Source organism: Clostridium estertheticum (assembly GCF_026650985.1).
Lineage (GTDB): Bacteria > Bacillota > Clostridia > Clostridiales > Clostridiaceae > Clostridium_AD > Clostridium_AD estertheticum_C.
The window spans coordinates 1557004-1581134 of the sequence record NZ_CP086239.1; the positions used below are offsets into that span (position 1 = coordinate 1557004).

26 protein-coding genes and 2 pseudogenes are annotated in these 24131 nt (G+C 30.6%); 4 read left to right on the forward strand and 24 right to left on the reverse strand.

Translation table 11 applies throughout. The features are described from left to right. Positions 1–156 precede the first annotated feature (156 nt). Positions 157–2548 (forward strand): annotated as a pseudogene (locus tag LL038_RS07735) (GxGYxYP domain-containing protein). Between the two features lie 92 nt (positions 2549–2640). On the opposite strand, the gene LL038_RS07740 reads toward LL038_RS07735, so the two are convergent. From LL038_RS07740 to LL038_RS07765, 6 genes are read right to left on the reverse strand one after another with little or no spacing between them, the layout of a single operon-like run. Next, the gene (locus LL038_RS07740) at positions 2641–2838 is read right to left on the reverse strand and encodes a DUF1657 domain-containing protein (RefSeq protein ID WP_071612653.1); all 198 of its coding nucleotides are present in this window, start codon (positions 2836–2838) and stop codon (positions 2641–2643) included. A 45-nt stretch (positions 2839–2883) separates the two neighbouring features. Next, complete coding sequence (gene spoVAE, locus LL038_RS07745; RefSeq protein WP_216121036.1) at positions 2884–3237, reverse strand: stage V sporulation protein AE; 354 nt, start codon at positions 3235–3237, stop codon at positions 2884–2886. A gap of 22 nt (positions 3238–3259) precedes the next feature. Continuing rightward, positions 3260–4261, reverse strand: coding sequence for a stage V sporulation protein AD (gene spoVAD, locus LL038_RS07750; RefSeq protein ID WP_216121034.1), 1002 nt, complete (start codon positions 4259–4261; stop codon positions 3260–3262). Next, positions 4262–4741 (reverse strand): stage V sporulation protein AC, encoded by a 480-nt coding sequence (gene spoVAC, locus LL038_RS07755; RefSeq protein ID WP_216121032.1) that lies wholly within the window; start codon positions 4739–4741, stop codon positions 4262–4264. Between the two features lie 11 nt (positions 4742–4752). Then, the gene (locus LL038_RS07760; protein ID WP_216121030.1) at positions 4753–5613 is read right to left on the reverse strand and encodes a DUF421 domain-containing protein; all 861 of its coding nucleotides are present in this window, start codon (positions 5611–5613) and stop codon (positions 4753–4755) included. A 13-nt stretch (positions 5614–5626) separates the two neighbouring features. Continuing rightward, positions 5627–5833, reverse strand: coding sequence for a DUF1657 domain-containing protein (locus LL038_RS07765; protein WP_216121350.1), 207 nt, complete (start codon positions 5831–5833; stop codon positions 5627–5629). A 156-nt stretch (positions 5834–5989) separates the two neighbouring features. Here LL038_RS07765 and LL038_RS07770 point away from each other — a divergent pair, with 156 nt between their 5' ends. Beyond that, entirely contained in the window at positions 5990–7090 is a 1101-nt protein-coding gene (locus tag LL038_RS07770) for a DNA alkylation repair protein (protein ID WP_216121028.1), read from the forward strand. Positions 7091–7272: 182 nt separating this feature from the next. Here LL038_RS07770 and LL038_RS07775 read toward each other — a convergent pair whose 3' ends face one another. Together LL038_RS07775 and LL038_RS07780 are read right to left on the reverse strand one after the other, a co-directional pair. After that, on the reverse strand, positions 7273–7659 hold the full coding sequence (locus tag LL038_RS07775) for a thioesterase family protein (protein ID WP_171297822.1): 387 nt from the start codon (positions 7657–7659) through the stop codon (positions 7273–7275). Between the two features lie 114 nt (positions 7660–7773). Then, on the reverse strand, positions 7774–8238 hold the full coding sequence (locus LL038_RS07780; RefSeq protein ID WP_071612645.1) for an Lrp/AsnC ligand binding domain-containing protein: 465 nt from the start codon (positions 8236–8238) through the stop codon (positions 7774–7776). A 266-nt stretch (positions 8239–8504) separates the two neighbouring features. Here LL038_RS07780 and LL038_RS07785 point away from each other — a divergent pair, with 266 nt between their 5' ends. Continuing rightward, positions 8505–9461 carry an asparagine synthetase A gene (locus LL038_RS07785; protein WP_216121026.1) on the forward strand — a complete coding sequence of 319 codons (957 nt, stop codon included), beginning with the start codon at positions 8505–8507 and terminating at the stop codon, positions 9459–9461. A 55-nt stretch (positions 9462–9516) separates the two neighbouring features. On the opposite strand, the gene LL038_RS07790 is transcribed toward LL038_RS07785, so the two are convergent. The 3 genes from LL038_RS07790 to LL038_RS07800 form a co-directional block, all read right to left on the reverse strand. Beyond that, positions 9517–9741, reverse strand: a complete 225-nt coding sequence (locus LL038_RS07790; protein WP_216121024.1) for an alpha/beta-type small acid-soluble spore protein — start codon at positions 9739–9741, stop codon at positions 9517–9519. Between the two features lie 188 nt (positions 9742–9929). Next, the gene (locus tag LL038_RS07795; RefSeq protein WP_216121022.1) at positions 9930–10133 is read right to left on the reverse strand and encodes a cold-shock protein; all 204 of its coding nucleotides are present in this window, start codon (positions 10131–10133) and stop codon (positions 9930–9932) included. A gap of 385 nt (positions 10134–10518) precedes the next feature. Then, complete coding sequence (locus tag LL038_RS07800) at positions 10519–11220, reverse strand: hypothetical protein (RefSeq protein WP_171297820.1); 702 nt, start codon at positions 11218–11220, stop codon at positions 10519–10521. 395 nt (positions 11221–11615) lie between these two features. On the opposite strand from LL038_RS07800, the pseudogene LL038_RS07805 reads away from it, so the two are divergent. After that, a pseudogene (locus tag LL038_RS07805) lies at positions 11616–12484 on the forward strand (Rpn family recombination-promoting nuclease/putative transposase). A 68-nt stretch (positions 12485–12552) separates the two neighbouring features. Here LL038_RS07805 and LL038_RS07810 read toward each other — a convergent pair. The 13 genes from LL038_RS07810 to imm47 form a co-directional block, all read right to left on the reverse strand. Beyond that, on the reverse strand, positions 12553–12678 hold the full coding sequence (locus LL038_RS07810) for a hypothetical protein (RefSeq protein WP_268056016.1): 126 nt from the start codon (positions 12676–12678) through the stop codon (positions 12553–12555). Between the two features lie 197 nt (positions 12679–12875). Next, the gene (locus tag LL038_RS07815) at positions 12876–13442 is read right to left on the reverse strand and encodes a hypothetical protein (RefSeq protein WP_216121020.1); all 567 of its coding nucleotides are present in this window, start codon (positions 13440–13442) and stop codon (positions 12876–12878) included. Between the two features lie 340 nt (positions 13443–13782). Next, positions 13783–14211: an SMI1/KNR4 family protein gene (locus LL038_RS07820; protein ID WP_216121018.1), complete on the reverse strand. Its 429-nt coding sequence runs from the start codon at positions 14209–14211 to the stop codon at positions 13783–13785. After that, positions 14211–16919 carry an HNH/ENDO VII family nuclease gene (locus LL038_RS25525; protein ID WP_326493440.1) on the reverse strand — a complete coding sequence of 903 codons (2709 nt, stop codon included), beginning with the start codon at positions 16917–16919 and terminating at the stop codon, positions 14211–14213. The genes LL038_RS07820 and LL038_RS25525 overlap by 1 nt, the downstream gene beginning before the upstream one ends. Positions 16920–16944: 25 nt before the next feature. Beyond that, positions 16945–17337, reverse strand: a complete 393-nt coding sequence (locus tag LL038_RS07835) for a DUF4280 domain-containing protein (RefSeq protein ID WP_216121014.1) — start codon at positions 17335–17337, stop codon at positions 16945–16947. Between the two features lie 18 nt (positions 17338–17355). Continuing rightward, complete coding sequence (locus LL038_RS07840; RefSeq protein WP_216121012.1) at positions 17356–17886, reverse strand: hypothetical protein; 531 nt, start codon at positions 17884–17886, stop codon at positions 17356–17358. A gap of 11 nt (positions 17887–17897) precedes the next feature. Beyond that, positions 17898–18494 carry a hypothetical protein gene (locus LL038_RS07845; protein WP_216121010.1) on the reverse strand — a complete coding sequence of 199 codons (597 nt, stop codon included), beginning with the start codon at positions 18492–18494 and terminating at the stop codon, positions 17898–17900. 45 nt (positions 18495–18539) lie between these two features. Then, positions 18540–19838: a contractile injection system protein, VgrG/Pvc8 family gene (locus LL038_RS07850; RefSeq protein WP_268056017.1), complete on the reverse strand. Its 1299-nt coding sequence runs from the start codon at positions 19836–19838 to the stop codon at positions 18540–18542. Positions 19839–19973: 135 nt separating this feature from the next. Beyond that, the gene (locus LL038_RS07855) at positions 19974–20375 is read right to left on the reverse strand and encodes a hypothetical protein (RefSeq protein ID WP_216127736.1); all 402 of its coding nucleotides are present in this window, start codon (positions 20373–20375) and stop codon (positions 19974–19976) included. Positions 20376–20841: 466 nt separating this feature from the next. Then, positions 20842–21396, reverse strand: a complete 555-nt coding sequence (locus tag LL038_RS07860; RefSeq protein ID WP_216127734.1) for an SMI1/KNR4 family protein — start codon at positions 21394–21396, stop codon at positions 20842–20844. Positions 21397–21842: 446 nt separating this feature from the next. Further along, complete coding sequence (locus LL038_RS07865; protein ID WP_216127730.1) at positions 21843–22403, reverse strand: DUF2625 family protein; 561 nt, start codon at positions 22401–22403, stop codon at positions 21843–21845. Positions 22404–22428: 25 nt separating this feature from the next. Further along, complete coding sequence (locus LL038_RS07870) at positions 22429–22824, reverse strand: NucA/NucB deoxyribonuclease domain-containing protein (protein WP_268056018.1); 396 nt, start codon at positions 22822–22824, stop codon at positions 22429–22431. Positions 22825–23317: 493 nt separating this feature from the next. Next, entirely contained in the window at positions 23318–24115 is a 798-nt protein-coding gene (gene imm47 / locus LL038_RS07875) for an Imm47 family immunity protein (protein ID WP_216127726.1), read from the reverse strand. Between the last annotated feature and the right edge of the window lie 16 nt (positions 24116–24131).

The following is a 24131-nucleotide window of genomic DNA, read 5'->3' on the forward strand; positions in this document are numbered from 1 at the left end:
CATATTACTATATTCTTTTATAACTGTCTGCCTGAATATCAATTTAATATTTCATATATTCAACTACTTTAATTATACATATAAAACTGGTCTTAGTAACAAAGCGGTTATATATACATAATATGTATTGAAAACTATTTTTTATGGAGGATATATATGTACCAGTGCCCCTATTTTTATAATATGATCATGTTCAATAGATATGTACAGCTCAACGATAGTATAAATCTTGTTTTAGATTCTCAAAATAATAATAACATACCAAAAAATTTCCGTAAGTCATCTACTTTATTAAATACGCAAACCAATAAGAATTTAAATCTTAGTGGACTAAACACATTAAACATTTCTGGAAGTCAACAATTTTCAAGAGATAATTTACCTATGGTAATAAATAGTATAAACACATCCTTACCAATTACTATCATTGACCTAAGACAAGAATCACACGGATTTATTAATGGATTACCTATTAGCTGGGCTAATGCAAAAAATGATGCTAACATAGGATTAACTAAAAATCAAGTATTACTTGATGAATATAATAAACTAAGTAATATAAAACTAAATGTGCCTATTACATTTTATAATCATAAAAATACAACTATAATTCCAACAAAAGTTGAAGATGAACAATATCTTGTTAATTCTAAATCATTATCCTATAACCGCATAACCGTTACCGATGGTAAAATACCTAAAGATGATATGGTTGATTACTTTGTAGCGCTTGTACTATCACAGCCTAAAAACAGTTGGTTTCATTTTCACTGTAAACAAGGTATAGGTAGGACCACTACCTTCATGATTATGTATGATATGATCAAAAATTCAGCCAAAGTTACAGCTGAAGACATTATAGAACGACAATTACTATTAGCTAATTTTGATGAGAGTCATATCAAGTCTTTTAATAATAATGAAAGAGTTAATTTCTTAAATAATTTTTATAAATACTGTAGGAAAAATAGTAATGAGTTTTATTAAATGGAGTGAATTCAGAAAAAATCTAGATACTAATAATTATATAAAAAATCCTATAACTCCAACTTACTTATATGTTATATCTCAAAATGCAATGACGCCAGCTGAAAGGACAATGATAGCTACCCTTCAAGGACTTGTTAATAAACAATCATCTATTCAAATATATACGCTTAGTTCCTCACAACCAGATTATCAAACATGGCTTGATAATTTAAAAGAAGAATATGGAATTCCATACGAAAATGTCTTAAATCCGTGGCGCTTATTAGACGTATTTAAAGATTATATTAATGGATATGTTCTTTACAATAATAAAACACTAAATGATCCTTCAATAAATAACGCTTGTTCACTTGCCTCCTTAAATAATTGCATTGCGATTGATGAAGTTATCCAAGACAAAACACGAATCTATGGAATTACAAAGATTATAGGTGACTGTAGAAATACTACTGAGAGCTGGGCTTTTGATAATTTATGGAACTCTGGTCTAAATCATTCCATAGTAATTCAGTTATCACCATATAAATCTTGTGCATTAAGAGACTATGGCATAATGAGCAAATCTCTAATTTTCTATGAAGATAAAATTGACGTCACAACCCTACGAGATAAAATATTTTCGGCCCTAGATAAAGACTCCACTTGCCTCGGTTGGGGCCCGGATGAATTTATTAATGTAAGTACAACTTCTAAATATGGTGTTAGTATGGTTGCTGCAGATTGGTCTTATAATTTAACTGTATTAAGTTCATTTCCTTCATTACCTATGGATCAAAAATCGTTAGTTACCGTACCTATTAAAGAAAATGTTCATCATGTAACATTTATTATGTCCGATGGAGATAATCAGCAGTGGGATCTTGGAACTAATTATGGTTCTCATAAATGGTATGGTTCCCCTTATAAAGGGAAATTCAATTTGGGATGGTCATTAAGCCCCTCCTTATATTATCTTGCACCGACTGTATTTAAACTATATTATGAAAGTGCATCTCATGGATCTACCAATGACTATTTTATAGTACCACCATCTGGGAACGGCTACATGTACCCAAGTAAATTTGATAAGAAATCACTATCTATATATATTAATAGATTAAATGATTATATGGAAAAAGTAGATGAGAAATATGTATCAATCATTGATGACTCTTCTTTTCACAATAACGATCTTTGGGATAAGTTTACTATAAAACCTAATATACACGGATTATTTTATCTTGACTATCATAAACACGGCAACTACCACGGGGAGATTATTTGGTCAAATAATAAACCCATAGTTTCCTGTAGAGATTTACTGTGGGATAATATTGAAAGTGAAGAGGAACTTATTAAAAATATTAATCATCGAATTGATTCTGGTAAAGTGGATATTAATAATTCTAATAGTTACACTTTTGTTTATGTTCATGCTTGGAGCAAAGACCTTAGCAATATTGAAACAGTAGTAAATAAATTAAAAGAAAATCCTAAAGTTGCAATAGTAACCCCTGAAACATTTATGAAATTGATAATGAATAATGTTAAAAATAAACATCAAAAGGCCAGAACATAATGTTCTAGCCTTTTGATGTTTATCTTAATTTGTTGTATTCACTGTAACTTTATATCTCATAAAAATTTTTACTATATATGTTAAAATTAATATTAATATTGAGGTTCTTGATTCTGAATATATTTTTGTCTTCCTTTTAAAATATCCATAGCAGAATCAAGTTGTACTGCTATTTGTTCAAAATCATTTTTCGCTTTCTCATCCTCTGTTTCTAGAGAAAAAGTCTTCATTGTAGCTGAAGCGCTTTGTATTCCAGCAATTGCTTGTTGCATTTGTGTTCCTACAGTCATGTTTTCACCTCCCTTAAATATATTTAATAGCTCTTGCAGAGATGATTACCCTTTTGGTTTAAATATTATTGCACCAATAAAGCCAAAGATTATTGCAGCAGCTATTCCAGAACTCGCCGCCTTAAAAACGCCAGTAAATACTCCTATAAATCCTGTTTGCTCTGCATCTATTAGAGCTCCTGCTACAAGTGTATTTCCAAAACTACTTATTGGTACAAATGCACCTGCTCCTGCAATTTTAACCAAAGGATCATATAGTCCAAGCCCCCCTAAAATTGTTCCTATCACAACTAACGTACATGTAGTATGTGCAGGTGTAATCTTTAAAATATCCATTATAAGTTGGCCAATAACACAAATTAGACCACCTACTATAAATGCTAAAATAAATTTTTCCATAAATAAACTCACACCTCTTTTTTTACATTTCTATGGAAACTGCATGAGCAATACAAGGTATGCTTTCCTTTTGTTGATATGATATGGGAGACATTAATGCACCTGTTGCAACAATCAATATCCTCTTTAATTCCCCTCTACGCATACGGTTAAGAAAATGCCCATATGTTACAGTAGCTGAGCACCCACAACCACTACCACCCGAAAAAACTGGTTGATCTTTTTTATATATTAAAAGTCCACAGTCGGTAAATATATTAGGCATCATTTCTATACCATGATCTTTTAATAAACTGATAGCAATTTCGTGTCCTACCTTGCCTAAATCTCCAGTGGCAATTAAATCATAATATGAATCATCAATATTTAAATCTCTAAAATGCGCCTCTATAGTATCTACGGCAGCCGGTGCCATAGCAGCTCCCATGTTATATGGGTCTGATATCCCCATATCTATTACTCTTCCCATGGTAGCCGAAGTTACTCTAGGACCAACTCCTTCGCCACAAAGCACTGCAGCTCCAGCCCCAGTTACTGTCCATTGAGCAGTGGGAGGTCTTTGACCACCATACTCTGTAGGATATCTATATTGTTTTTCTGCAGTTGCATTATGGCTACTTGCAGATGCCATAACGTATTTAGCTGACTTACTATCTATTAATTGAGCAGCTAATGCTAATCCTTCCATTGAACTAGAACACGCACCAAAAATTCCCAAATATGGTATTCCTAATGTCCTAGCCGCAAAACTACTAGATGTGATCTGATTCATCAAATCCCCGCTTATAAAAAAATTTATATCCTCTTTTTTTATATTTGATTTTTCTATTGCTCTTGCACAAGCATGTTCTAGCATAACCTTTTCCGCTTTTTCAAAGCTATCCTGTCCAACCCATAAATCCTCATGAATTATATCAAAGTCGCTGGCTAGTGCACCATTACCCTCGAATGGCCCTCCAACTGCAGCCGATCCTAATATTATAGGTTTAGAATTAAATATCCATGATTGATGTCCTTTAAGCAACTACATCGCCCCCAGCCATTTTATTGTGATTTTTATTGTAGCTACAATAAAAGCAGAAAAAACTCCAAAAACAATGATTGCTCCAGCAAGTCTAAACATATTTCCAGCTACGCCAAGTACAAATCCTTCACTTCTATGTTCGATTGAAGCAGAAGCTATTGAATTGGCGAATCCTGTAATTGGAACAGCAGACCCAGCTCCAGCCCATTGTCCGAGATGGTCGTAAATTCCTAGTCCAGTAAGCAAAGCTGCAACAAAAATTAAAACTACTAAAGTCGGACCAACTGATGTTTTTTCATTAAAATTAAAATATGTTATAAAAATGGACTGAAACCCTTGGCCAATAGAGCATATAACACCGCCTACAAAAAAAGCTTTAACACAATTTTTTAAAATAGGTCTTTTGGGTTCTATGCTTTTTACAAGCGCATCATACTTTTGCTCCGTTGGGGTTAATTTTTTCTTTTTCATATTGGACATTATTTCACCTTCTAACGTAATAAATATGGTTCTAATTTTTTCATGACTTTATCTAATTCTCCAGCATTTCTTAAATACATTGATTTTGCTGATTCATTTTTAGTCTCTAAAGCAAAAGTCATAAGATCTGCCTGGCTCTTTTGAATACTAGCATATAACATCTCTTTATTCTGCGATTTCGGAACTTGTATAACATCATCAAAGAGGTCCAAATATAAATCACCGGAGGAATCTACCTCACCAATAAAGACATTATCAAGTACTACTCCCTTATTTTCTAGTTCAGTTTTAAGCCAATTTTGATTAAGCCCACTATTGGTAAGACCTTCATCTAATATATTTCCATCTAATATAACTGTCTGAGGTTCCGCCCTTTCTGCAACTTTTATCCCTAAATCATATGAGGTAACAGGCTTTTTATCAGCTTTTAAACTAACATTTATATCCCCTGTTGTTTCCATAACAGCAAACTCAACATCCGCTAAATTAAATGATTTTTTTGAACGTAATTCTTGTAGAAACTCCTGCCCAGTCATTCTTTCTTTAGCTAAGTTATCTTCCATAACCTTGCCATCCTTAATTAATACTCTTTCCTTACCATTTATCATGTTGTAAATCCATTTGCTTTTCATGGAGGCGTAATCTAAAATAATAGGCATCAGTGACCAAACAGCTAGTGCCGTTAGTCCAAAATAGATGTTTGCAATGATGTCTAATGAAATTAAAGTAACTATAAGAGCAATAACTACATACGAAATAAACTCGAATGGAGTAACTTTAGATAAGTTTCTTTTTTTCATAAATCTTGTAACAACTAACGTTAAAAAAAATAATATTATTGAGTTGAATAATATTATAAGCCAACTATTCATTATTTCACCTCACTCAATTACCTTTGTATTGTGGCTCTTCAAACTCTATATAACTTACTCTTTTTTCTAAACTTGTTTTTATTTTACTTATTTCCTCAAATGCTTCTGTATAAATGAGCCTAGCTTCTTTATCTCGTTCCTGTAATGAATATAATCTTAAAGTAGCTTCACATCCTTTTAGAGAAGCTACTGTTTGTTTTACTTTAGAACCAACAGTCATATGAACCTTCCTCTCTTTATTAATCCTCATATAAAATAGTTTGCCTAATATACCTAAATTTAATTCATTTAATATTTAAAAACATTAATATTATTCACAGTTGTCAAGTTATGATTGTTATAATAATGATATATAGTTAAAAAGGAGGAATAGGATATGGCAGAAGCTTTAAAAAATATGTATAACAAGGAGTTCTTACAGCAATTTGGTGAGCAAATATATAATGTCTATAATTCTTTTGATATTAATGGATTTATAGCTACTATAATAGATGATACCTGGGATGAATTAAAACTAATGGAGAGGATGGATCGAATTACTAAAACACTTGGGATCTTTTTACCCCAAAAATATGACGAAGCACTAGAAATACTATTTAAAATTGATGAGTATTGTGTTGGATTTCCATACCTGTTTTTTCCAAACTTTGTTTGCGTGTACGGTTTATCAGATGATAATTGGGAGCTTTCTATGTTAGCTCTTAAACGATTTACTATTAGGTCCTCCTGTGAATTTGCAGTAAGACCGTTTATTATGTCTGATCCAGATCGGATGATAGTTAAAATGCTAGAATGGTCAAAAGACAACAATGAACATGTAAGAAGGCTCGCAAGTGAAGGCTGTCGTCCGCGTCTTCCCTGGGGAATGGCACTTACTATATTTAAGAATGATCCAACGATGGTATTATCTGTACTTAATCAACTAATAGAAGACCCTTCTATTTATGTACGTAAGAGTGTTGCTAACAATTTAAATGACATTTCAAAAGATAATCCTTTTGTAATTGTGGAAACAGTAAGACGTTTAAAAGGAATAAATAAGTATACTGACTGGATACTAAGACATGGCTCTAGAACATTGATTCGCAAAGCAAATCCAGAAATAATGAAGTTATTTGGATATGGTGAATCTATAGATAGACCTATTACCACAAGTGCTACTTTGTCTATAGATCCACCTAATCTAACAATTGGTGAAAGTTGTAAAATCAAATATGAACTTTGCATTCGTGAAGGTGACCCTATACATATACGAATTGAATATGGGATTTATTTTGTACGAGCAAGAGGAAAAACATCCTGTAAATTATTTCTTTTGTCTGATAAAATAGTGACTGGAGGACAATGTCTTACTGGAATCAAGATACATAAATGGGTAGAACTCACTACAAGAAAACATTACCCAGGAGAACATAAAATAGTGATCCTTATTAATGGCTCGGAAGTAGCCTCTTCAATTATGGATTTGATTCTTTAGTCATATTCTTCTTATATTAATTATTAACTCAGCTTACATATTTATGTATTCAAAAATTTACAAAAGCACTCTTACTAACAATTTAGTTAGAAGAGTGCTTTTTACGTTAGCACAAATTACTCGCAATTACTTTAAAATATGTAATTCTTTAATTTAGATCATTATTTAATAGATAAAATAATTTAACGTACTATTTTTTTAATAAATTCTTCTGCCTTTACCACATACCTTATATGAGTTCCTTCACCTATCTTGCCCATGTCATCAAATGCTTCTACTTTAAATGTTAATTTTTTACCTTCTGCCTTTTCAAGTATCGCCTCAGCCCTAACCTTAACTCCAACCGGCGTTGGCTTTATGTGCTTAACGCTAATTTCTATACCAACTGTTGTATATCCAACAGGCAGTTCCTTTTTAACACCATTTTTTGCTGCATTCTCCATAAGAGCTGTCATAGCAGGCGTAGCATAAACATCTAAATCCCCTGATCCATAAGAATTCGCTGTATCACTTTTCCCTACTATCTGCTCTATAACAGATTTCAGTCCTTCATTAAAATTAAATTCCATTTTTATCACTCCACTCTTTTATTATTTATAAATATACAAGTACCTTATTATACTAATATAACATCATTATGAAAGTGTATCAAGTGATTTGACATGCTTATTGTTAAAAATATATCAAAAGGATATATTTCTATCTATAGGTTGAGACAAGGTTATAAATGTATCTGTACTTTGTACTCCTGAGATTACCTGAAGCCTATTCATAAGTAAGTCCTGTAAGTTAGAAATGCTCTTGCACATTACTTTAACAAAAATAGAATATGCACCCGTTGTGTAATGTAGCTCTACTATTTCTTTTATTTCTTTCAATTGTTCTAATACATCTGGATATGAAGATGCCTTGTTAAGATAAATTCCAATAAAACAACATACGTCATATCCAAGTTTGCTTGTATCTAATATAAGTCTTGCGCCTTTAATTAATCCCATTTCTTGCATTTTATTCATTCTAACATGAATTGTGCCACCACTTACATGACAATTCCTCGCGATTTCAAGATAAGGTATTCTAGAGTCTTTAATTAAGATTTCTAATATTTGATAGTCTAATTCATCTAAACCCGGAACATTTAAATCCATACCATCAGCTCCTAATAAATTATTGTATGTACCTAAAATCAACAATATTGTATACTTTATACCATTATATCAAATCAATTAACAAATTAGCAAAAAAACAGCAAATAAATTTATTTCTTTAACATTTTCATACTAAATCCACCTATAAATTATCAATTTTATAAATATATTAAATATTCATTAAATATATTGTAATAAGTCATCAAAAGTATTATTATATTATCAATGGATCAAACAAAAATAAATATTTATCAGGGGGAATTACAATGACAGAATTAATAAAAGCAGAAAAAAAATTATTGGATGTAGCGGTGGCTAAAATTAAAAATAAAAAAATAAAAGATATATTATTCGTTCAACAGTCAGTTTTAAAAGCTGTAGATGAATTTATGTATAAGAGAAGAATAACTAGAATATTACCTCTTATGATGTCTCCAATTACAGATACTTTAAACCATAGCGTTGAAGAATGTGAAATAAGTTATAACAATCAAACTTTCAATGTTATGAAATCAATGATATTCCATAAACAAATGACCATGTTAAACGCAGATATTGATAGTCTTTATATCGTATCTCCAAACATAAGACTCGAAATGGCAACTAGAGGTGATTCGAGACATTTATTTGAATTTACTCAGGTAGACTTTGAATTTAAAGAAAAAACTATGGAAGATATACTTAAATTCATAGAAGAAATCATAACTGCTATATTTAAATTTGTAAAAGAGAACTGTATTCCAGAGTTAACAAGACTTGGTGTAGGTACAGATCATTTAAATATAACTGGACCATTTAAAAAATATACAACAGATGAGATGCAAGCAAAATATGGCGATGATTTCGAAGCAGAAGCATCAAAAGCTGCTACAGAACCTTTCTTCTTAACAAACCATAAAAGAGAATTCTATGATGCTGAAGATTTAGATAACTTAGGCACTTATAGAAATTACGACCTTATCTGGCCACTAGGATTTGGTGAAGGTTTAAGTGGAGGAGAAAGAGAATTTAAACTAGATAGAATACTTTTAAGAATGAGAGAACTTGCAACTGATGAGAATGCATTTAGATATTACATTGAGCTTGCAAAACAAGGAGAAATATTTAAGACTGCAGGAGCTGGATTTGGAGTAGAAAGAATAACAAGGTTTATTACTCAGCAACCTGAGATTAGTGATGTTACATTATTCTGCAGAAAACCTGGTCAGCAATATATATTCTAATTTTTGCTACTAAGAAAATGAAAGATGATGGCTACTTTAATTAGCCATCTTTTCTTTATATTTTATCAACCATATTTTTTTCTGCTGCTTCTACCATTCGCCTCACCATTTCTCCACCAACATTGCCTGAATTTTTTATTTTATTTACAATGTTACTAGGCACATCTCCCATATCTGCATTATTATTTTGCATATTATCTAGTCCCATATCGTTTGCTACTTCCATCTTAAACTTTTGAAGTTTTCCCATTGCTTCTGGTACTAATACTCTTCTAGACATTTTACTACCTCCCTATAATTTTATGTTATAGATAACCAAAAATGATTTCGATTTCTACCCTATATAACTATATTTAGTATTTTATAAAACTGACTTTTTATTCATTGATTTAAATTTAAAATTATTATTTATTTTTTAAAATACAAAAAGCCACCTTAATAAAGGCGGCTTTTTGTGCTATAAATTATTTATATTGCAGTAACTTCAATTGCTTGAAGTCCCTTAGGTCCTTCTTCTGTTTCAAACTGAACTTTTTGACCCTCTTCTAGACTTTTTTCTGATTCACTACCTTGAATTGCGGATATATGAACAAAAACATCTTTTTCGCCTTCAATTTCAATAAATCCAAAGCCTTTTACTGTATTAAACCATTTAACTGTTCCGATTTTCATTAATAAACCTCCAAATAGAAAACACCATTACTTATGATACATTAATTTTGCATCAATAGTGTTACTCTTACAATATACCATAAAATTGGTATATTATCAATTTTGTTAATGATTGAAGTAGTCAGCATCATGCAGAGTCTTACCACTATTAATGGCTTTGATAAAACATCGGAAAATTAGTAAATAATATTAGTATATCCAGACGAGCATTTGAAGAATTTTATAAAGACAGAAAGTGGATTTATAAACACATCCTCTGAAGATTAATATGAAATGTTTACACAAGATAGAAATAAGGGCAAGATAAAACACCTACCTTTGGTATTATTGCCCTAGGTGGGTGCTTTTATTAAATATTTATTCTAGTTATTCTTATCACCAAAATTTAATTAAATTTCATTGATTTCATTATAGTATCAAGTTCAGCATCTGCTTGTTTATCTCCAGAGTATGTATTAATAAAAGTCAATGCATATCCTTTATCAATATAGCAATAATATGTTTGATTAATTTTAGCACCGTTCTTTAAAGTGATTGCTGCCTTTAAAGTATAAAAATCTTTACCTGCGATTTTTTCAGCCTTTGTATCCTCAAAAGTATATTTCATATTAGTTAATTTACTCATATTAGTTTTAGTAATTTCAAGATATTCTTTACCTGTTTTTACTACTACATTTCCTGCTAATCCAAGATTTTCTGTCTGAAATATAATGTTTGATCCTGAAGGCACATTTGCGGAATAATGTTTTTGTGAAACAAAAAACATAAACACAGATTTTTCTTTTGATAAATCCAATGTCTTTTTAGCTGCATCATCTTTAGCAATGACTTTAATACTTGCATTGTATAATGAATTTCGTGTTTTGTCATCCATTACACTCCACTTTTCTGGAATATTTAATGACATCCCAAAAGTTGGTTGTGTATACTTAGTTCCTGCAAAAGAACCAAATTCCAATGTGTTTTTTTCAGCAATAACTGCCTTTTCAGGAATAACTGCCTTTTGTTTTGCGGAACACCCCACAAGTATTAGAGTTAATAAAATAAAAATTGTTGATACTGAAAGTGCCTTTTTTAATAATTTCAAGTAATCTCCCCCTATATAATGTACATTTGCTAATATTACATTATATAGAAGCAATTGTCAACATTTTATAACTTAGGTAGCAATTTATCGCTCACACGGTTTGATATCAGGAACCTTAAGAAATCAAATAAAACATATTAAGGGTTTCTATTCTATCACAAGATAGTTCTGATTTTAACTCACTTGATATTCTTGTTAAAACAGCAATAACTACTGTTTAAGCCATAACTACACCATATTTTACAACGTTATATAATAAATAGTGTAGAATAAAATGCAATTTTCTGATAAAATAAAAATATTGAATAGAATAATAGATAATAGTCAAATGTAAATATTGAGGCTGTAATAAAATGACTAAGTACAAAATTAAGTCAATAGACGATAATTCCATAATGTCCCCGAAGTATGATTTTGTATTTAAATATATATTTGGAAATGAAAAACATAAGGACTTGCTAATAGCACTATTAAGTGACGTACTAGCAGTTCCATATAAGAATTTGAAGGAATAGAAATAATCAATAGTGAATTAATAAGGGACTTTAAGGAAAATAAAAAAGGAATCCTTAATGTACGAGTAAAGACAAAAGTAGGGAAACAAATAGATGTAGAAATACAGATATTGCCAACGGGCTACATGGCAGAACGTACTATTTTCTACTGGAGCAAGATGTATACAAGTCAGATAAAACCAGGAGATACTTATGATAAGCTAAAGAAATGTATAACTATAAATATAGTAGACTTCAAGTGCACTCCAATAAAGAAGCTGTACTCTAGCTATCATCTGACAGAAGATAAAACAGGTTATAGATTGACTGATATAATCGAGGTACATTTTTTAGAAATTCCGAAACTATTTGATGAAGATATTGATCGAGATGAAAATGATCCAATAGTTCAGTGGATGGAATTCTTAGATGCAAAATCGAAGGGAGCGATGGAAATGTTAGCACAAAAAAATAAAGACATAAAGAAAGCCTATGGCTTATTGCAGATAATAAGTAAAGATGAAAAGGCTAGAATGTTATATGAAGCTAGACAGGCAGAAATTAGCGACCAACTTACTCGGATAAAATCTGCAGAAGAAAAAGGAATAAAAAAAGGCATTGAACAAGGAATTGAACAAGGTGAATATAAAAAAGCTATAGAAAATGCCACCAATTTTCTTAAACTTGGAATAAGTGAAGAAATAGTAGCCGAAGGAAGTGGCCTTCCATTAGAAAAAATTATTGAACTAAAAAAGACAATATTGAATTAGAAATAGCCTAAATTTAATAATACTCTTTTCATTAATCCTATACACCAATAAAAGATGTATGGGATTTCTTATGCTAATTTGACTATCCTAGTATTATCTGCTGTTTTAGCACATCCAGTTACAATTGGATCTTCACTAGTTTCACTTGGAAAATATAAACTTGCGCTTGTTCCAACTATAGGCATTGAATACATTACGTTTCCTGTTGGTGGTGCATACGGGAACCAGGAAGCTTTATCTTTATTTTGACTCTTGTCTATATTTAAATGAAGTTTTATCTTTTCACCTTTAACAACATTTCAGAAGGAAAGTCTCCCACTTCATAAGTTGGAGTTACACCCCCTAACGAATAGAAAACTTCAGTGGGAGTATAAATCTCCTTCTGAAGTTGTTAATATTGCAGCTCCGCAGGAGATGATTTGACTTCAAGAACTTTCCCCTCAATAGATGCCCCACCAATAAGTGAATTTGTAACTTTTGTTTGCCATACTCCGTTTTTTCTACATAAACGGTATTTGTAAATAACTTCATCACTTAAAGCACGAGCTTTATATTGATTTACATAAAAGTCCTTATTTTTAAAGCTAATGTTAGCCCCTACTTCATACTTTTCTCTTGTTTCTATTTCATAATAGAAATAGTCAGTATCATGCCCAGCTTCACTTCCACCTGATTCATGATATTGTTTTAAATCCTTGCAAGCTTTATAATCACTAGTATCTTCTAATTTGTAACTTGTTTTACTTGGCCTCCCAAAATAAAACATATTAAGTGTTTCTATTATATCACAAGATAGTTCTGATTTTAACTCACTTGATATTCTCTTTAAAAAGTCCCAATCTGTTTCTTTGTATTGGAATAAAGGTTTTCCTATCTTCTGACCTTCTGCAATACATTGAGTAAAACTATATCCTGAATAATCTTTTAAAATTATACCTATAAGCTCATCATAGGTCATATTCACGTCTTGGAATGATCTACTATTTTCATCACCCCTTCCTTGAAAATAGTATTTTATTATCTATAAAAGTTGTCCTACCTGCAATAATTAAACCAATAATATCTAAATATATCTCATTACCCCTTGTCGTACTTGCGATTTTCCCCTTAAATTTCTTTACATAAAAATAGAGCCAATGTTCTTATATTAGAAACATTGACCCTATTTATACTATAAAGTCCACAGTCTTTTATTCAAACTACATTATTAAACTTCTAAAGTGATACATTATTTTTACCGCACTTCATATAATCTTATTTTTATGAATTTAGTTTAATCATAAATATACATTAAATTATTAACAATCAAAATATTCCTTAAGAAAATTATTGAAGCTGTTCCACTCTTCATTTAATTTCCCTTTCTTAAGTAATTCATCTCCACCTTCAAAATTAACTCTATATAATTTATCTGTTTCACTATCTAATACTATTACCTCATTGACTGACATTTCAGTTAATATCACATATTTATTATCAAATCCATACTGTTCTCTACATATATTAGTATATGTAAAAATATTATTATTCTCTTCTATTATATCCATTAGTTCTACTCCCAATGTTTCCTCCCAAAATGGTCCACTATACGAAGTATAAAATTCAATAAATTCATTCGATGGTTTTATACCTAACTCTTTCAGCGCTGTAAATACAGCCTTTTTATCTTCCCTTAAGTATATATCATTACTTAATACGTTTCTTAAACCTTTTGGTAATATATTCATTATTTCACTCCTTTTCCTACGTCTCTTCCTCGAGTTTTCCAATATTCAATTGAATCTACTTTTTGAAATGCCTTTCTTGTTTCTTCACTCATTGGATTAAATGGATTTAGCTTACCCTTATAAAGATGTAATGGTGCCTTTTTAGCATTACTTATATTATGATATCTAGTTGATGCTTCGAACAATGGTCCAACACTCTGTTGTTGCGAATGATGTAACGTAGCTACATTACCATCTGAATCTAATATAGGTGCCAATCCATACTTTTCTGATGCCTGTGAATTTGTTAAGTTTCTTCCTTTTTTAGCTCCTGTTATTCTTACCATATCCCAATCTATATCATTTCTTTGAAATGCCTTATAAGTTATTCCTGTTCCACCTTCTCCTGCATTAAATCTAACAGCTTTACTAAATACATTGTTGTTTGGATATTGATTAATTAAATCTAATTCAGCTTTGCCTCCACTTTTAACCTTCTTAAACTCCTTTGCAAACCTACCTAACGCCTCATCAACATTACCAAAATTGCTCGCAAGTACTACTGATTTTGGCCTCTTTTCCATATTTTTTAATGCTATTTTAGCTATCCTAGTATTCTCTGATATATTAGATGCTATCTTGTTAAATGCCTTTTTAACAAATGGTGATGCTTTCTGAAATAATTTTCCTGCACCATGGAACATTCCAGCTGTTGCCGCTCCAAATCCTGCATCAAGTAATAAAGTTTTAAAGTTTATACCTTTGCCTTCCAATGTTTGTCTTATTAGACTTTCAACGCCGTTTGTTAATCCACCCAACGCCATCATGCCTTTGTAACTTTTAAATGCACCATACGGACCAAAGATAGCTCCTGAGAGTGCTCCTACCAATGATTCTCGAGCTCCAACCGACATGTACGAAGACATATCACTAACTGCTCCACTAGCACAATCCGATATTGCTTTACCTGCGACACCTATACCACCCATTATCATTCCGCCAGCAAAAGCCATTCCGGCTGCTGCTCCTGCCGTTGTGCCCACTGCTGCTAATGCTCCCGCTACGGCTGGTATTGCTGTTCCTCCAGTAAACACTACTACTGCTACAACTGCTGCAACTACTGACACCACCGCTACTGCTGCAAGAACATTCCCAGCTAATTTACCCCAATTAAATCCTTTTTTCTTCTCTGCTTTTTTAGTTTCTTTCTTTTTTGCTTTAACTACAGCAGCCTTTTTAACTTGCTTAGGTTCTGGCTTTTTACCTACAGTAGGTTCATCATCAAATGGAGGATATGCTTCTCTATCACTTCCATTTTTTATTACATTATTGGATAAGAAGTGCAGATCAGTTTCCATTGAAAAACCACTTTTAGTTCCTGTCTTTGCTACAAGTATTTGGCTTTGAGCCTTAAGTTTAACGCTTTGTGGTGTTTTCATTATTATTCCACCAACTGCATTTAAGCTTAGTTTTTTATGGCTTGTAATTGTTACTCCAACCGCATCGTCAAAACTTATACTAAGTGGCTCTTTGCTTCCACCTTTTATGTTCAAAGCAGCAGGTACCATTTCTATTTCACTACCGTGTTCTGTGCCAAAATACCTTTTAGTTGTATCTGCTGTTTTAGCGCAACTGCTTCCATTTGTCCTTACACATCCTGTAACAATTGGCTCTTCGCTAGTTTCACTTGGGAAATACAAACTTGTGCTTGTTCCAACTATGGGCATTGAGTACATTACGTTTCCAGTTGGTGGTGCATACGGAAACCAGGAGGCTTTGTCTTTATTTTGGCTTTTGTCTATATTTAAATGAAGTTTTATCTTTTCACCCTTAACTTCAAGAACTTTCCCTTCAATAGATGCTCCACCGATAAGTGAATTTATAACTTTTGTTTGCCATACTCCGTTTTTTCTACATAAACGGTATTTGTAAATAACTTCATCACTTAAAGCACGAGCTTTATATTGATTTACATAAAAGTCCTTATTTTTAAAGCTAATGTTAGCCCCTACTTCATACTTTTCTCTTGTTTCTATTTCATAATAGAAATAGTCAGTATCATGCCCAGCTTCACTTCCACCTGATTCATGATATTGTTTTAAATCCTTGCAAGCTTTATAATCACTAGTATCTTCTAATTTGTAACTTGTTTTACTTGGCCTCCCAAAATAAAACATATTAAGTGTTTCTATTATATCACAAGATAGTTCTGATTTTAACTCACTTGATATTCTCTTTAAAAAGTCCCAATCTGTTTCTTTGTATTGGAATAAAGGTTTTCCTATCTTCTGACCTTCTGCAATACATTGAGTAAAACTATATCCTGAATAATCTTTTAAAATTATACCTATAAGCTCATCATAGGTCATATTCACATCTTGAAATGATCTACTTTTTTCCTTTACGTCCAATTCAAAACTTGATGTAAGTGCTTGTATTTCTAAGTAATAATTCCCATTTATATTGCTTGTCCTAATATTTTGCACTATTCCATTAAATATTATCTTACTTTTGCTTTTATCATTAGAATTTTCATCATCTGCTTCTTCATAAACACATATTTTATCATCAGTGGAAGCATTTATAGTAGACTGAAAATTTATTGAGTCATCTATCAAACATTTTAAATATAAATATCCATGTTCATTAGGTTTGTTTTCAATTTTTATATTCTCTATATTTAGCAATTGATAAGGTGATTTAACCCTTAGTGTATGAACTGCCCCCATTTACTTTCCCCTTTCTCTATTCTAGTTACTCTTTCTCTTGACCGGTTGTCACAAATTTTATTTTTCCTTGATGTAAAGAACATATAAGCACAGATTCTGCTGTAAGTGCTGGTTTTCCATCAACCAATGTATCTTCTTTTACCTTCATCCAATCCCCTGATATTTTCACAAGACACTTTTTCCCTGGTGGTAATTGAACACCATCTTCACCAATTAAATAAATATCTTCGCCTTCTTTGCATTCCCTGCAAATTCCAAAATAACTAATGTTTTTATTTACCACATTATCACTTTTATTCATCATAGGTTTTTCCGTTGCATATGCTCCATGACTTTCAGGTAGATTTATTTTTCTTGCATGAGTACCTTTGTCACATCTCATTTTTGCGCCTCTTACTATATAATAATTATCGCTCATATACATACACCCCCTCTTTTAACTCTCTTCCACCTGTAATCTCTCAAGTTTTATTCCTTTAAAATCACGTCTTAAAAGACTTTCTGCAACATCAAGTCTTACAACTATTAATGGTTTTGTACTTTCTTTTATTCTAAATATTTTCTTACCTTTAATCTTCTCTTTACTTAGAATTATGTTTTTAATTATTCTTTTATCTAAACCTAATTCTGTTTTATCACTTAAGGCTTCTATTTCTTCAAATATAGGTAAAGAATAATTTTCTTGTCTATCATGTAATCCATCAATAAGTGGTAAGCTAATAAACAAAATATCCCTATCATATTTTTCAATAATTTTTTTAAGCTCATCTGATATTAAAAACAATTGACTATCTAAAACATCTAAGAATTCACAATTATCATCGGCATTTACATTAAATATTATCATGTCTTCAATTTTATGAGCATTTAGAAGATTAAGATTTTTCATATTAATTTTCTTAAATACATCTATAAGTCTTGGCGTATTTGTATATCTTTCATCTTGTTTTAATAAAAAATAATCCATACTCTCTCCTTTTAATTTGATGGATATATCATCTCTTTCTCATCCATATACTCTCCAACAAATATCCTGATATCTTCTGCTTTTTTCATCTTTTCATAAGAAGGTGTTCCTATAAATTTTTCTATTATACCTTTTAAAAATTCAACCGCTAAAACATGATATTTATCAATTTCTAAAAAAAATATACTTTCTATGTCCATATCAGTTATACTTCTTCCACACTCTTTTTTCTTTTCCTTGAGTTCTTCCATATACTTAAAAATTGAAGTGAAAATAAAATTCAGATCTATATTAATAAAACATTCCTGCTTATCTAAAAACCAATTTTCATCATATAAATCAATCCTATATTCTCCCTTATTTTCAAGAATGCTAGTTCTAAGAAGAGAAAAATATATATACCTTATTTCTCCTTTTAATTGTTTCTCTTGAAGATCTAGAGCCTGCTTACATACTTCATTAAATGCTGAAACTAAATTTGCATCTATAACATAATTATCACTTTTATATATTTCATCAATTTTGAGGAAATCATTAATCCATCTATTAGCTACATACTGTTCATAAAATTCTGCTAAAAGTTCCTCTTTATTTTCTTGTATTATCACGATTGCTTGTACACCTCCTCATTTGACATGTACCTATAAAATCAATTATTCAATCTTAACCTTTCCACCACTCATAGTTACATTATCTTGTATGTTAATTTTTGCTCCACCTTGAGTTAAATCTACCCCATTACCACCTTGAATCGATATCTTGCCACCACCGGTTATTTCTATATCTTCTTTAGCATCCAAAACTATTTTTTTATCACTATTAATTTCTATTCCACCATCATCTGTTAATCTCATCAGTAGATTTCCATTTCCTATAATTTCTACAGCACCTGGTTTCATTACCACTTGTTTTCCGTACTTTGATCCTATACTTTTCACTGCTGGATCACTACGCTTCTCGCTATTACTTGATTTAAGATTTGCTGAGCTTATTGCATATGCATTTTTTTCTTCATTGTCTGGAAAATATAGTCTTATTACATCTCCAACCTCTGGCATGCAGTACCAGCCTGTACCATCTGGTGATGAATAAACCGTTGAATATGGAAACCATCTTGCTTTACCTATATCTTGATTTCCATCTATTCCTAAATTAATTTTAACCGTGTCATTTTTTGTATCTAAAACATTTCCTTTAAGAGAAATTCCTACTACCTTGTTATTGTAATCTCTACGTACTTTTATACCCTTATTATTCCTTAATACATATTTGTTAGAAATCATACCATCTAGAAGTTCCATTTCCGAACTGTATATATATAAACCTTTGCCTTTAAAATCAACTAAATTGTATAAATACATTACTTTATACGTTATTACCTCATAACTTATTAAATTAATGTCATTTAAACCATCAATTCCGTTTTCTGACTTAAGCCTATATTCTTGTAATGCTTTTTTTATTGAATAATTGTATTTATCAACTTCATATGTTGTGTAACATCCTGAATTTCCTATTGAATACTTTATATCTTTTAATTGACATTCTGATACTACTGGCACATTAAAATGTGAAGATAACCTTTTTATAAATTCCCAATCTGTTTCTTTATATTGAACTATTAACTTATCTATTTTAGTCCCATTCGTAATACTGTCTAATATGTTGATGTTAGTATATTCACCGTTCACAATATTAAAGATTTCTCCATAACTAGAGTTTTTATCTTGAAATGTTCTACTTTTTTTCTTGATATCCATCAAAAAAGTTCTGCTTAACGCCTCTATTTCTAAGGTTCTTACATCTTTATTTGCATTAACTTGAATATTCGTAACTACCCCCTGGAACACATCGGTAACAGCATCTTTATCATCCTTAAGTGATATTGTAATACTAGACTTTTCATCTGATGTTTCAACATATTTATCTTGACTCACCAATTTGCAAAACAAAAGGCTAACACAAGGATTTCTCCTCATGTTAGCCTTTTGTTTTGTACGTATTCTACATCTTTTTCAATTGGATTTTTCACTAAAAATATTAAAAGTACACACTAATTATTATTAATTACTTATAACCCTTAGTTTCTAATTATTAATAAACATAGAAGTCATATCTGTCCATTTAACTATTTTAGCTAAAAAATTACTATCAGCGAATGATTCAAATAAATTTTGTACTGTTTTAATATTTAAAATTTGACTTTCTTGAACCTTTACAAGAGAACCTGCTATTAAAACATTTTTCATATCTATACTACTAGTTTGTTGGTATTCTGCCTTCCAATGAGTAAATTTTCCATCAATTGAATATAGTCTTACTTCAACAGTAAAGTCATCTGGCCCACCCCCCACTTGAATATAGCTTTCTGTATCATTTTCTAATACTGCAAATGAATTATCAACCCCATCAAGATCACATATCTCATTTGCTATTTGCTGTTTTGTTGGATCTAATATTTTATATCCATTTTCTGTTACTAATACCACTGTATCACTCCTATTTATACTTAGTTACTGTGTAAGTCTTTTTAATGCCTGATTTAATATTTCTTCAGAAGGTTAGCTATTACCATTTAAAATCAAACTTGAATCTTGATTTTTATATTCCTTTATTATTCCTTGTATCGAAGCAAATTGTTGCCAAAATGGATATGCATACTCATTAATATAGCCTAAAATTTGTGTACTTAGAAAATTAATATCTGTTTTTTCATTCAGAGGCCATTCAATAAATTCTCTTTCTTTTTTTAAGTTCCCAATATTAATAGAAACTGTTGGCCAATCTTTCCTTAGTTTTCAACCCTTCAATCGAAAGTTTAATTCTAAAATAACTTGGATTCAAATTTTTCATCCTTCCTATATCCTATATATGATTATAACTACACAAAATATGCAGTTTAGCAGAAATCTTTAATCTTTTATTACCACTAAAACTAAGCTCTTTCAATCTTATTTATACAACATAAAATTTTTTAGGGAAATCTTTTATTTTCTCAATTTCAAAATATTCATCAAAATTTTTTATTTCTTTTGTTTTATAAAATTTATTTATAGCTTCTATGAAAGATTTTAGATTTGGAGCAATAACATTTCTATCATTATCTGCATGCCAAAACTCAATTAATTGTCCCTTTTGCCCTGTGAAAATTCCACTTATATCATAACAAATATGGTCTCCACCACCATTATGAAATATTGGTATCCAATTTTCATTCCACCAATTATCAACATCAAAATCCAAACCAATCATTGAGGTTGCCTCTTTGGCTGAATCCAGTGCATCTTCTAACGGCATAAACATGGAATTATTCACAAAAGAATCATAACAATCATCACTTTGTCCATTTTTCCAATGATAAAGTTTCTTTAAGTCATTAGGTATAATAATGTTAAACTTTTCTTCTAAATTTTTAATTTCACTTTCTTTCAACGGATTATTAAGCTTTGAGTAAAAATCAGGTCTTAACTTTATTAAATTAGAATCTAATATCTCCAATATCTTCTCCATATTGCTTCAACTCCTCTTTTTAGTTGATTATAAAAAATATATTAATATCACTCTGGCAATTCAAACATTTACTAATCTTACTTGTCCTTTCATAGAATCCATATCTTCAAAACATTATTTTCTATATCAAAGCTATAGTCTGCGTTTAACTTCCATAGCTCTATAAAGGGCTTAAAAAGGTCTTCCACAAATTAAGTTGCCTCTTTTTCTAATATGTCTAAAAATGCTTTGAAACTATCAACCAATTGATAATATGCCTCTTTCTACCACACAATAACAATAAGAAATTACGGGTTATGTTCATTTTGTTAGAAATGGATTCAAATGACTGAGTTTGCTTCATCAATATAAGTCGCTATTTAACTTAAATTAAATTTTTTACTATATTCTAAGTTAATATTTAAAAGTTCTTCAACAGGTACTAACTTTTTTTCTGCCTTCTCTATTTATATCTCATTTGACCATAAAAAAGGATATACTAATATTGCTTCATCAAATTTTACATTACTTACATCGTCCTGCCATTTGCTCCATTTTAAAGTGCTATAGAATTTGTCTGTATTTCCCAGTGTAATCCAAGTAATAAATTCAGAGTATTTCATCTCCAGTGATTCCCATTCCAATGTATCAGGAGCAAAGTACCACACATCTCCTATTTTATCTGCAAATTTTCCAGAATTTAATGCAAAATTTCCGCCAATAACGTCATCTCCAACAATTAACATTTTATTAATACTATTAGATACTCCTTGTTCATTTATTTTATTGTATGAAAGTATTCCTCTATTTTCTTTATTTTCAGAACCAAGGATTCTAATCCAATTGTCAACAGTTAATCCTGACGTATTAAATATAATTGAACCTAGTGCTGATTTTGAAGTTATTTTTAGCATATCAAGTGTATACTGTCCAATACTTGTTTTATACATATTTAATTTTATATTCTTATTTGAATCACTAAACATCTTATTTAACTCTTTCCATAAACTATTATCTATATTACTCATTCTGTACCTCCATACCTTTGTCTTTCTAATCATCAGTTATTTTATACTTTATATTAGTTCCATTAGGATATGGTCTTAGTTTATGACCTATACTTGAACCAGACCCTCTATTATCAGATGGGTTAATAGGTCTAACACTTGCCCCCTTACCTCCTTCTTCAAACATTGCTGGTGGATATTCATCTAAATCCTTTCCCAAAACTTTATCTATTCCTTTTAATGACGCTCTAAGATTAGGTTTTGCGCCACCTCCATTAATTGTTAATACATCTGGATATCCATTAGCTATCGCATCTTCAATGTGCTTTGCTGATTCATGATATTTACTTCTAGAAATTTTAACTTCTACAATATCAGCTTTTCCTGACCCACCAGCGCCACCTAAACCACATGCTAATTTCACATCTTTTGGCATATCCATATTTTTTAATGCTATTTTAGCTATCCTAGTATTCTCTAATATATTAGATGCTATCTTACTAATTCATTTTTAACAAACGGTAATGCTTTCTCAAACATTTTTTCTGCATTCTGGAAACTTCCCACTGTTGCTGTTCCAATTCCTACATCCAATAATAGAGTTTTGAAATTTATCCCTCTACCTTCTAATGTTTTCTTACTAAACTTTCAACGCCATTTGTTACTCCAACTATAACCATCTTAGCGACATCCTTGATATTTAAAAAACTAACACAGGAATTTCTCCTCATGCTAGTCTTTTGTTTTAGTTTTTTTGTAACGTACTCTGCTACTTTCTCAATATAATCTTTTATAATCTAAGAAACCACATTTGAAATGTATTCTATTCTTCGATTTTTTTGAAATATATATCACAAAATAATGGAATATATTTAAGATATATTATGTTTTTAAATTTCTCTGCCATACTGCATCACCTATTAATCGTATATTATTTATATCTTGTGTCCATAAAAGTACTTGCAGCCTTTTTCCCAATTCATTTTTGAAAGTTGTTTAACATAATCAAAAACTTTTCTCATGATTTCATCGTCTACTATTGTATAATATTGTACAGGGCATTCAATACCACTCCAAATTGAAAGCATTGTTGGAATTGTAATTTCTTTTAATTCTTTTCCGTATTTTCTTGAAATAATACTTGCATCTAATAATATTTTTGTTAATACTCCTGGAAATGCTAACTCTCCTTTATAGTAATACTTTTCTATATCTAGTTCATCTCTTTTATTGATGTAAAATTCTCCAATTTCATCAACTGATGCACTTTCTGAAGTTGATTCTTGATAATCTAAAATATAATATAGTGCATCTCTTATAGTAGTCTCAACATTAGTATCTTCCCATTCTTCTAATAGTACAAGTAAGTAAGGAACAACTTCATATGATAATGCTTGCTTCGAATATGTTGCAAATACATTAACTGCATCATCATCAGATTCAGATAGCATTTTCAAATTATCATTTTTTAAAATATCATTATGCTCTGCAATTGAACAAAATACTCTTATGCAAAGATTTATTACACCGTCATCATTACTTGTATTCATTATTTCAATTAATAACTGTTTTGCCGAAAAATCTCCAAGCTTTAATAAATCTATTATTATTAAAAGCTTCTTTCTCTCATCCTTTTCAATATTAATTTTATACCATAGTTCTTCTTTACTAATATCATTTGGTGTATCCCCATACCATATTCCTCGACACATTATATTATCTTTATCATCCATATACTTGTCCTCCTAT

Excerpts from the sequence above, each read along its gene's own strand:
- LL038_RS07740 (WP_071612653.1), bottom strand. The coding sequence starts at position 2,838 with ATGACTGTAGGAACACAAATGCAACAAGCAATTGCTGGAATACAAAGC.
- spoVAE (WP_216121036.1), bottom strand. The coding sequence starts at position 3,237 with ATGGAAAAATTTATTTTAGCATTTATAGTAGGTGGTCTAATTTGTGTT.
- spoVAC (WP_216121032.1), bottom strand. The coding sequence starts at position 4,741 with ATGTCCAATATGAAAAAGAAAAAATTAACCCCAACGGAGCAAAAGTAT.
- LL038_RS07760 (WP_216121030.1), bottom strand. The coding sequence starts at position 5,613 with ATGAATAGTTGGCTTATAATATTATTCAACTCAATAATATTATTTTTT.
- LL038_RS07765 (WP_216121350.1), bottom strand. The coding sequence starts at position 5,833 with ATGACTGTTGGTTCTAAAGTAAAACAAACAGTAGCTTCTCTAAAAGGA.
- LL038_RS07770 (WP_216121028.1), top strand. The coding sequence starts at position 5,990 with ATGGCAGAAGCTTTAAAAAATATGTATAACAAGGAGTTCTTACAGCAA.
- LL038_RS07775 (WP_171297822.1), bottom strand. The coding sequence starts at position 7,659 with ATGGAATTTAATTTTAATGAAGGACTGAAATCTGTTATAGAGCAGATA.
- LL038_RS07780 (WP_071612645.1), bottom strand. The coding sequence starts at position 8,238 with ATGGATTTAAATGTTCCGGGTTTAGATGAATTAGACTATCAAATATTA.
- LL038_RS07785 (WP_216121026.1), top strand. The coding sequence starts at position 8,505 with ATGACAGAATTAATAAAAGCAGAAAAAAAATTATTGGATGTAGCGGTG.
- LL038_RS07790 (WP_216121024.1), bottom strand. The coding sequence starts at position 9,741 with ATGTCTAGAAGAGTATTAGTACCAGAAGCAATGGGAAAACTTCAAAAG.
- LL038_RS07795 (WP_216121022.1), bottom strand. The coding sequence starts at position 10,133 with ATGAAAATCGGAACAGTTAAATGGTTTAATACAGTAAAAGGCTTTGGA.
- LL038_RS07810 (WP_268056016.1), bottom strand. The coding sequence starts at position 12,678 with ATGTATTCAATGCCTATAGTTGGAACAAGCGCAAGTTTATATTTTCCA.
- LL038_RS07815 (WP_216121020.1), bottom strand. The coding sequence starts at position 13,442 with ATGACCTATGATGAGCTTATAGGTATAATTTTAAAAGATTATTCAGGA.
- LL038_RS07820 (WP_216121018.1), bottom strand. The coding sequence starts at position 14,211 with ATGAATATATTACCAAAAGGTTTAAGAAACGTATTAAGTAATGATATA.
- LL038_RS25525 (WP_326493440.1), bottom strand. The coding sequence starts at position 16,919 with ATGGGGGCAGTTCATACACTAAGGGTTAAATCACCTTATCAATTGCTA.
- LL038_RS07835 (WP_216121014.1), bottom strand. The coding sequence starts at position 17,337 with ATGAGCGATAATTATTATATAGTAAGAGGCGCAAAAATGAGATGTGAC.
- LL038_RS07840 (WP_216121012.1), bottom strand. The coding sequence starts at position 17,886 with ATGGATTATTTTTTATTAAAACAAGATGAAAGATATACAAATACGCCA.
- LL038_RS07860 (WP_216127734.1), bottom strand. The coding sequence starts at position 21,396 with ATGGAGAAGATATTGGAGATATTAGATTCTAATTTAATAAAGTTAAGA.
- LL038_RS07865 (WP_216127730.1), bottom strand. The coding sequence starts at position 22,403 with ATGAGTAATATAGATAATAGTTTATGGAAAGAGTTAAATAAGATGTTT.
- LL038_RS07870 (WP_268056018.1), bottom strand. The coding sequence starts at position 22,824 with ATGGATATGCCAAAAGATGTGAAATTAGCATGTGGTTTAGGTGGCGCT.
- imm47 (WP_216127726.1), bottom strand. The coding sequence starts at position 24,115 with ATGGATGATAAAGATAATATAATGTGTCGAGGAATATGGTATGGGGAT.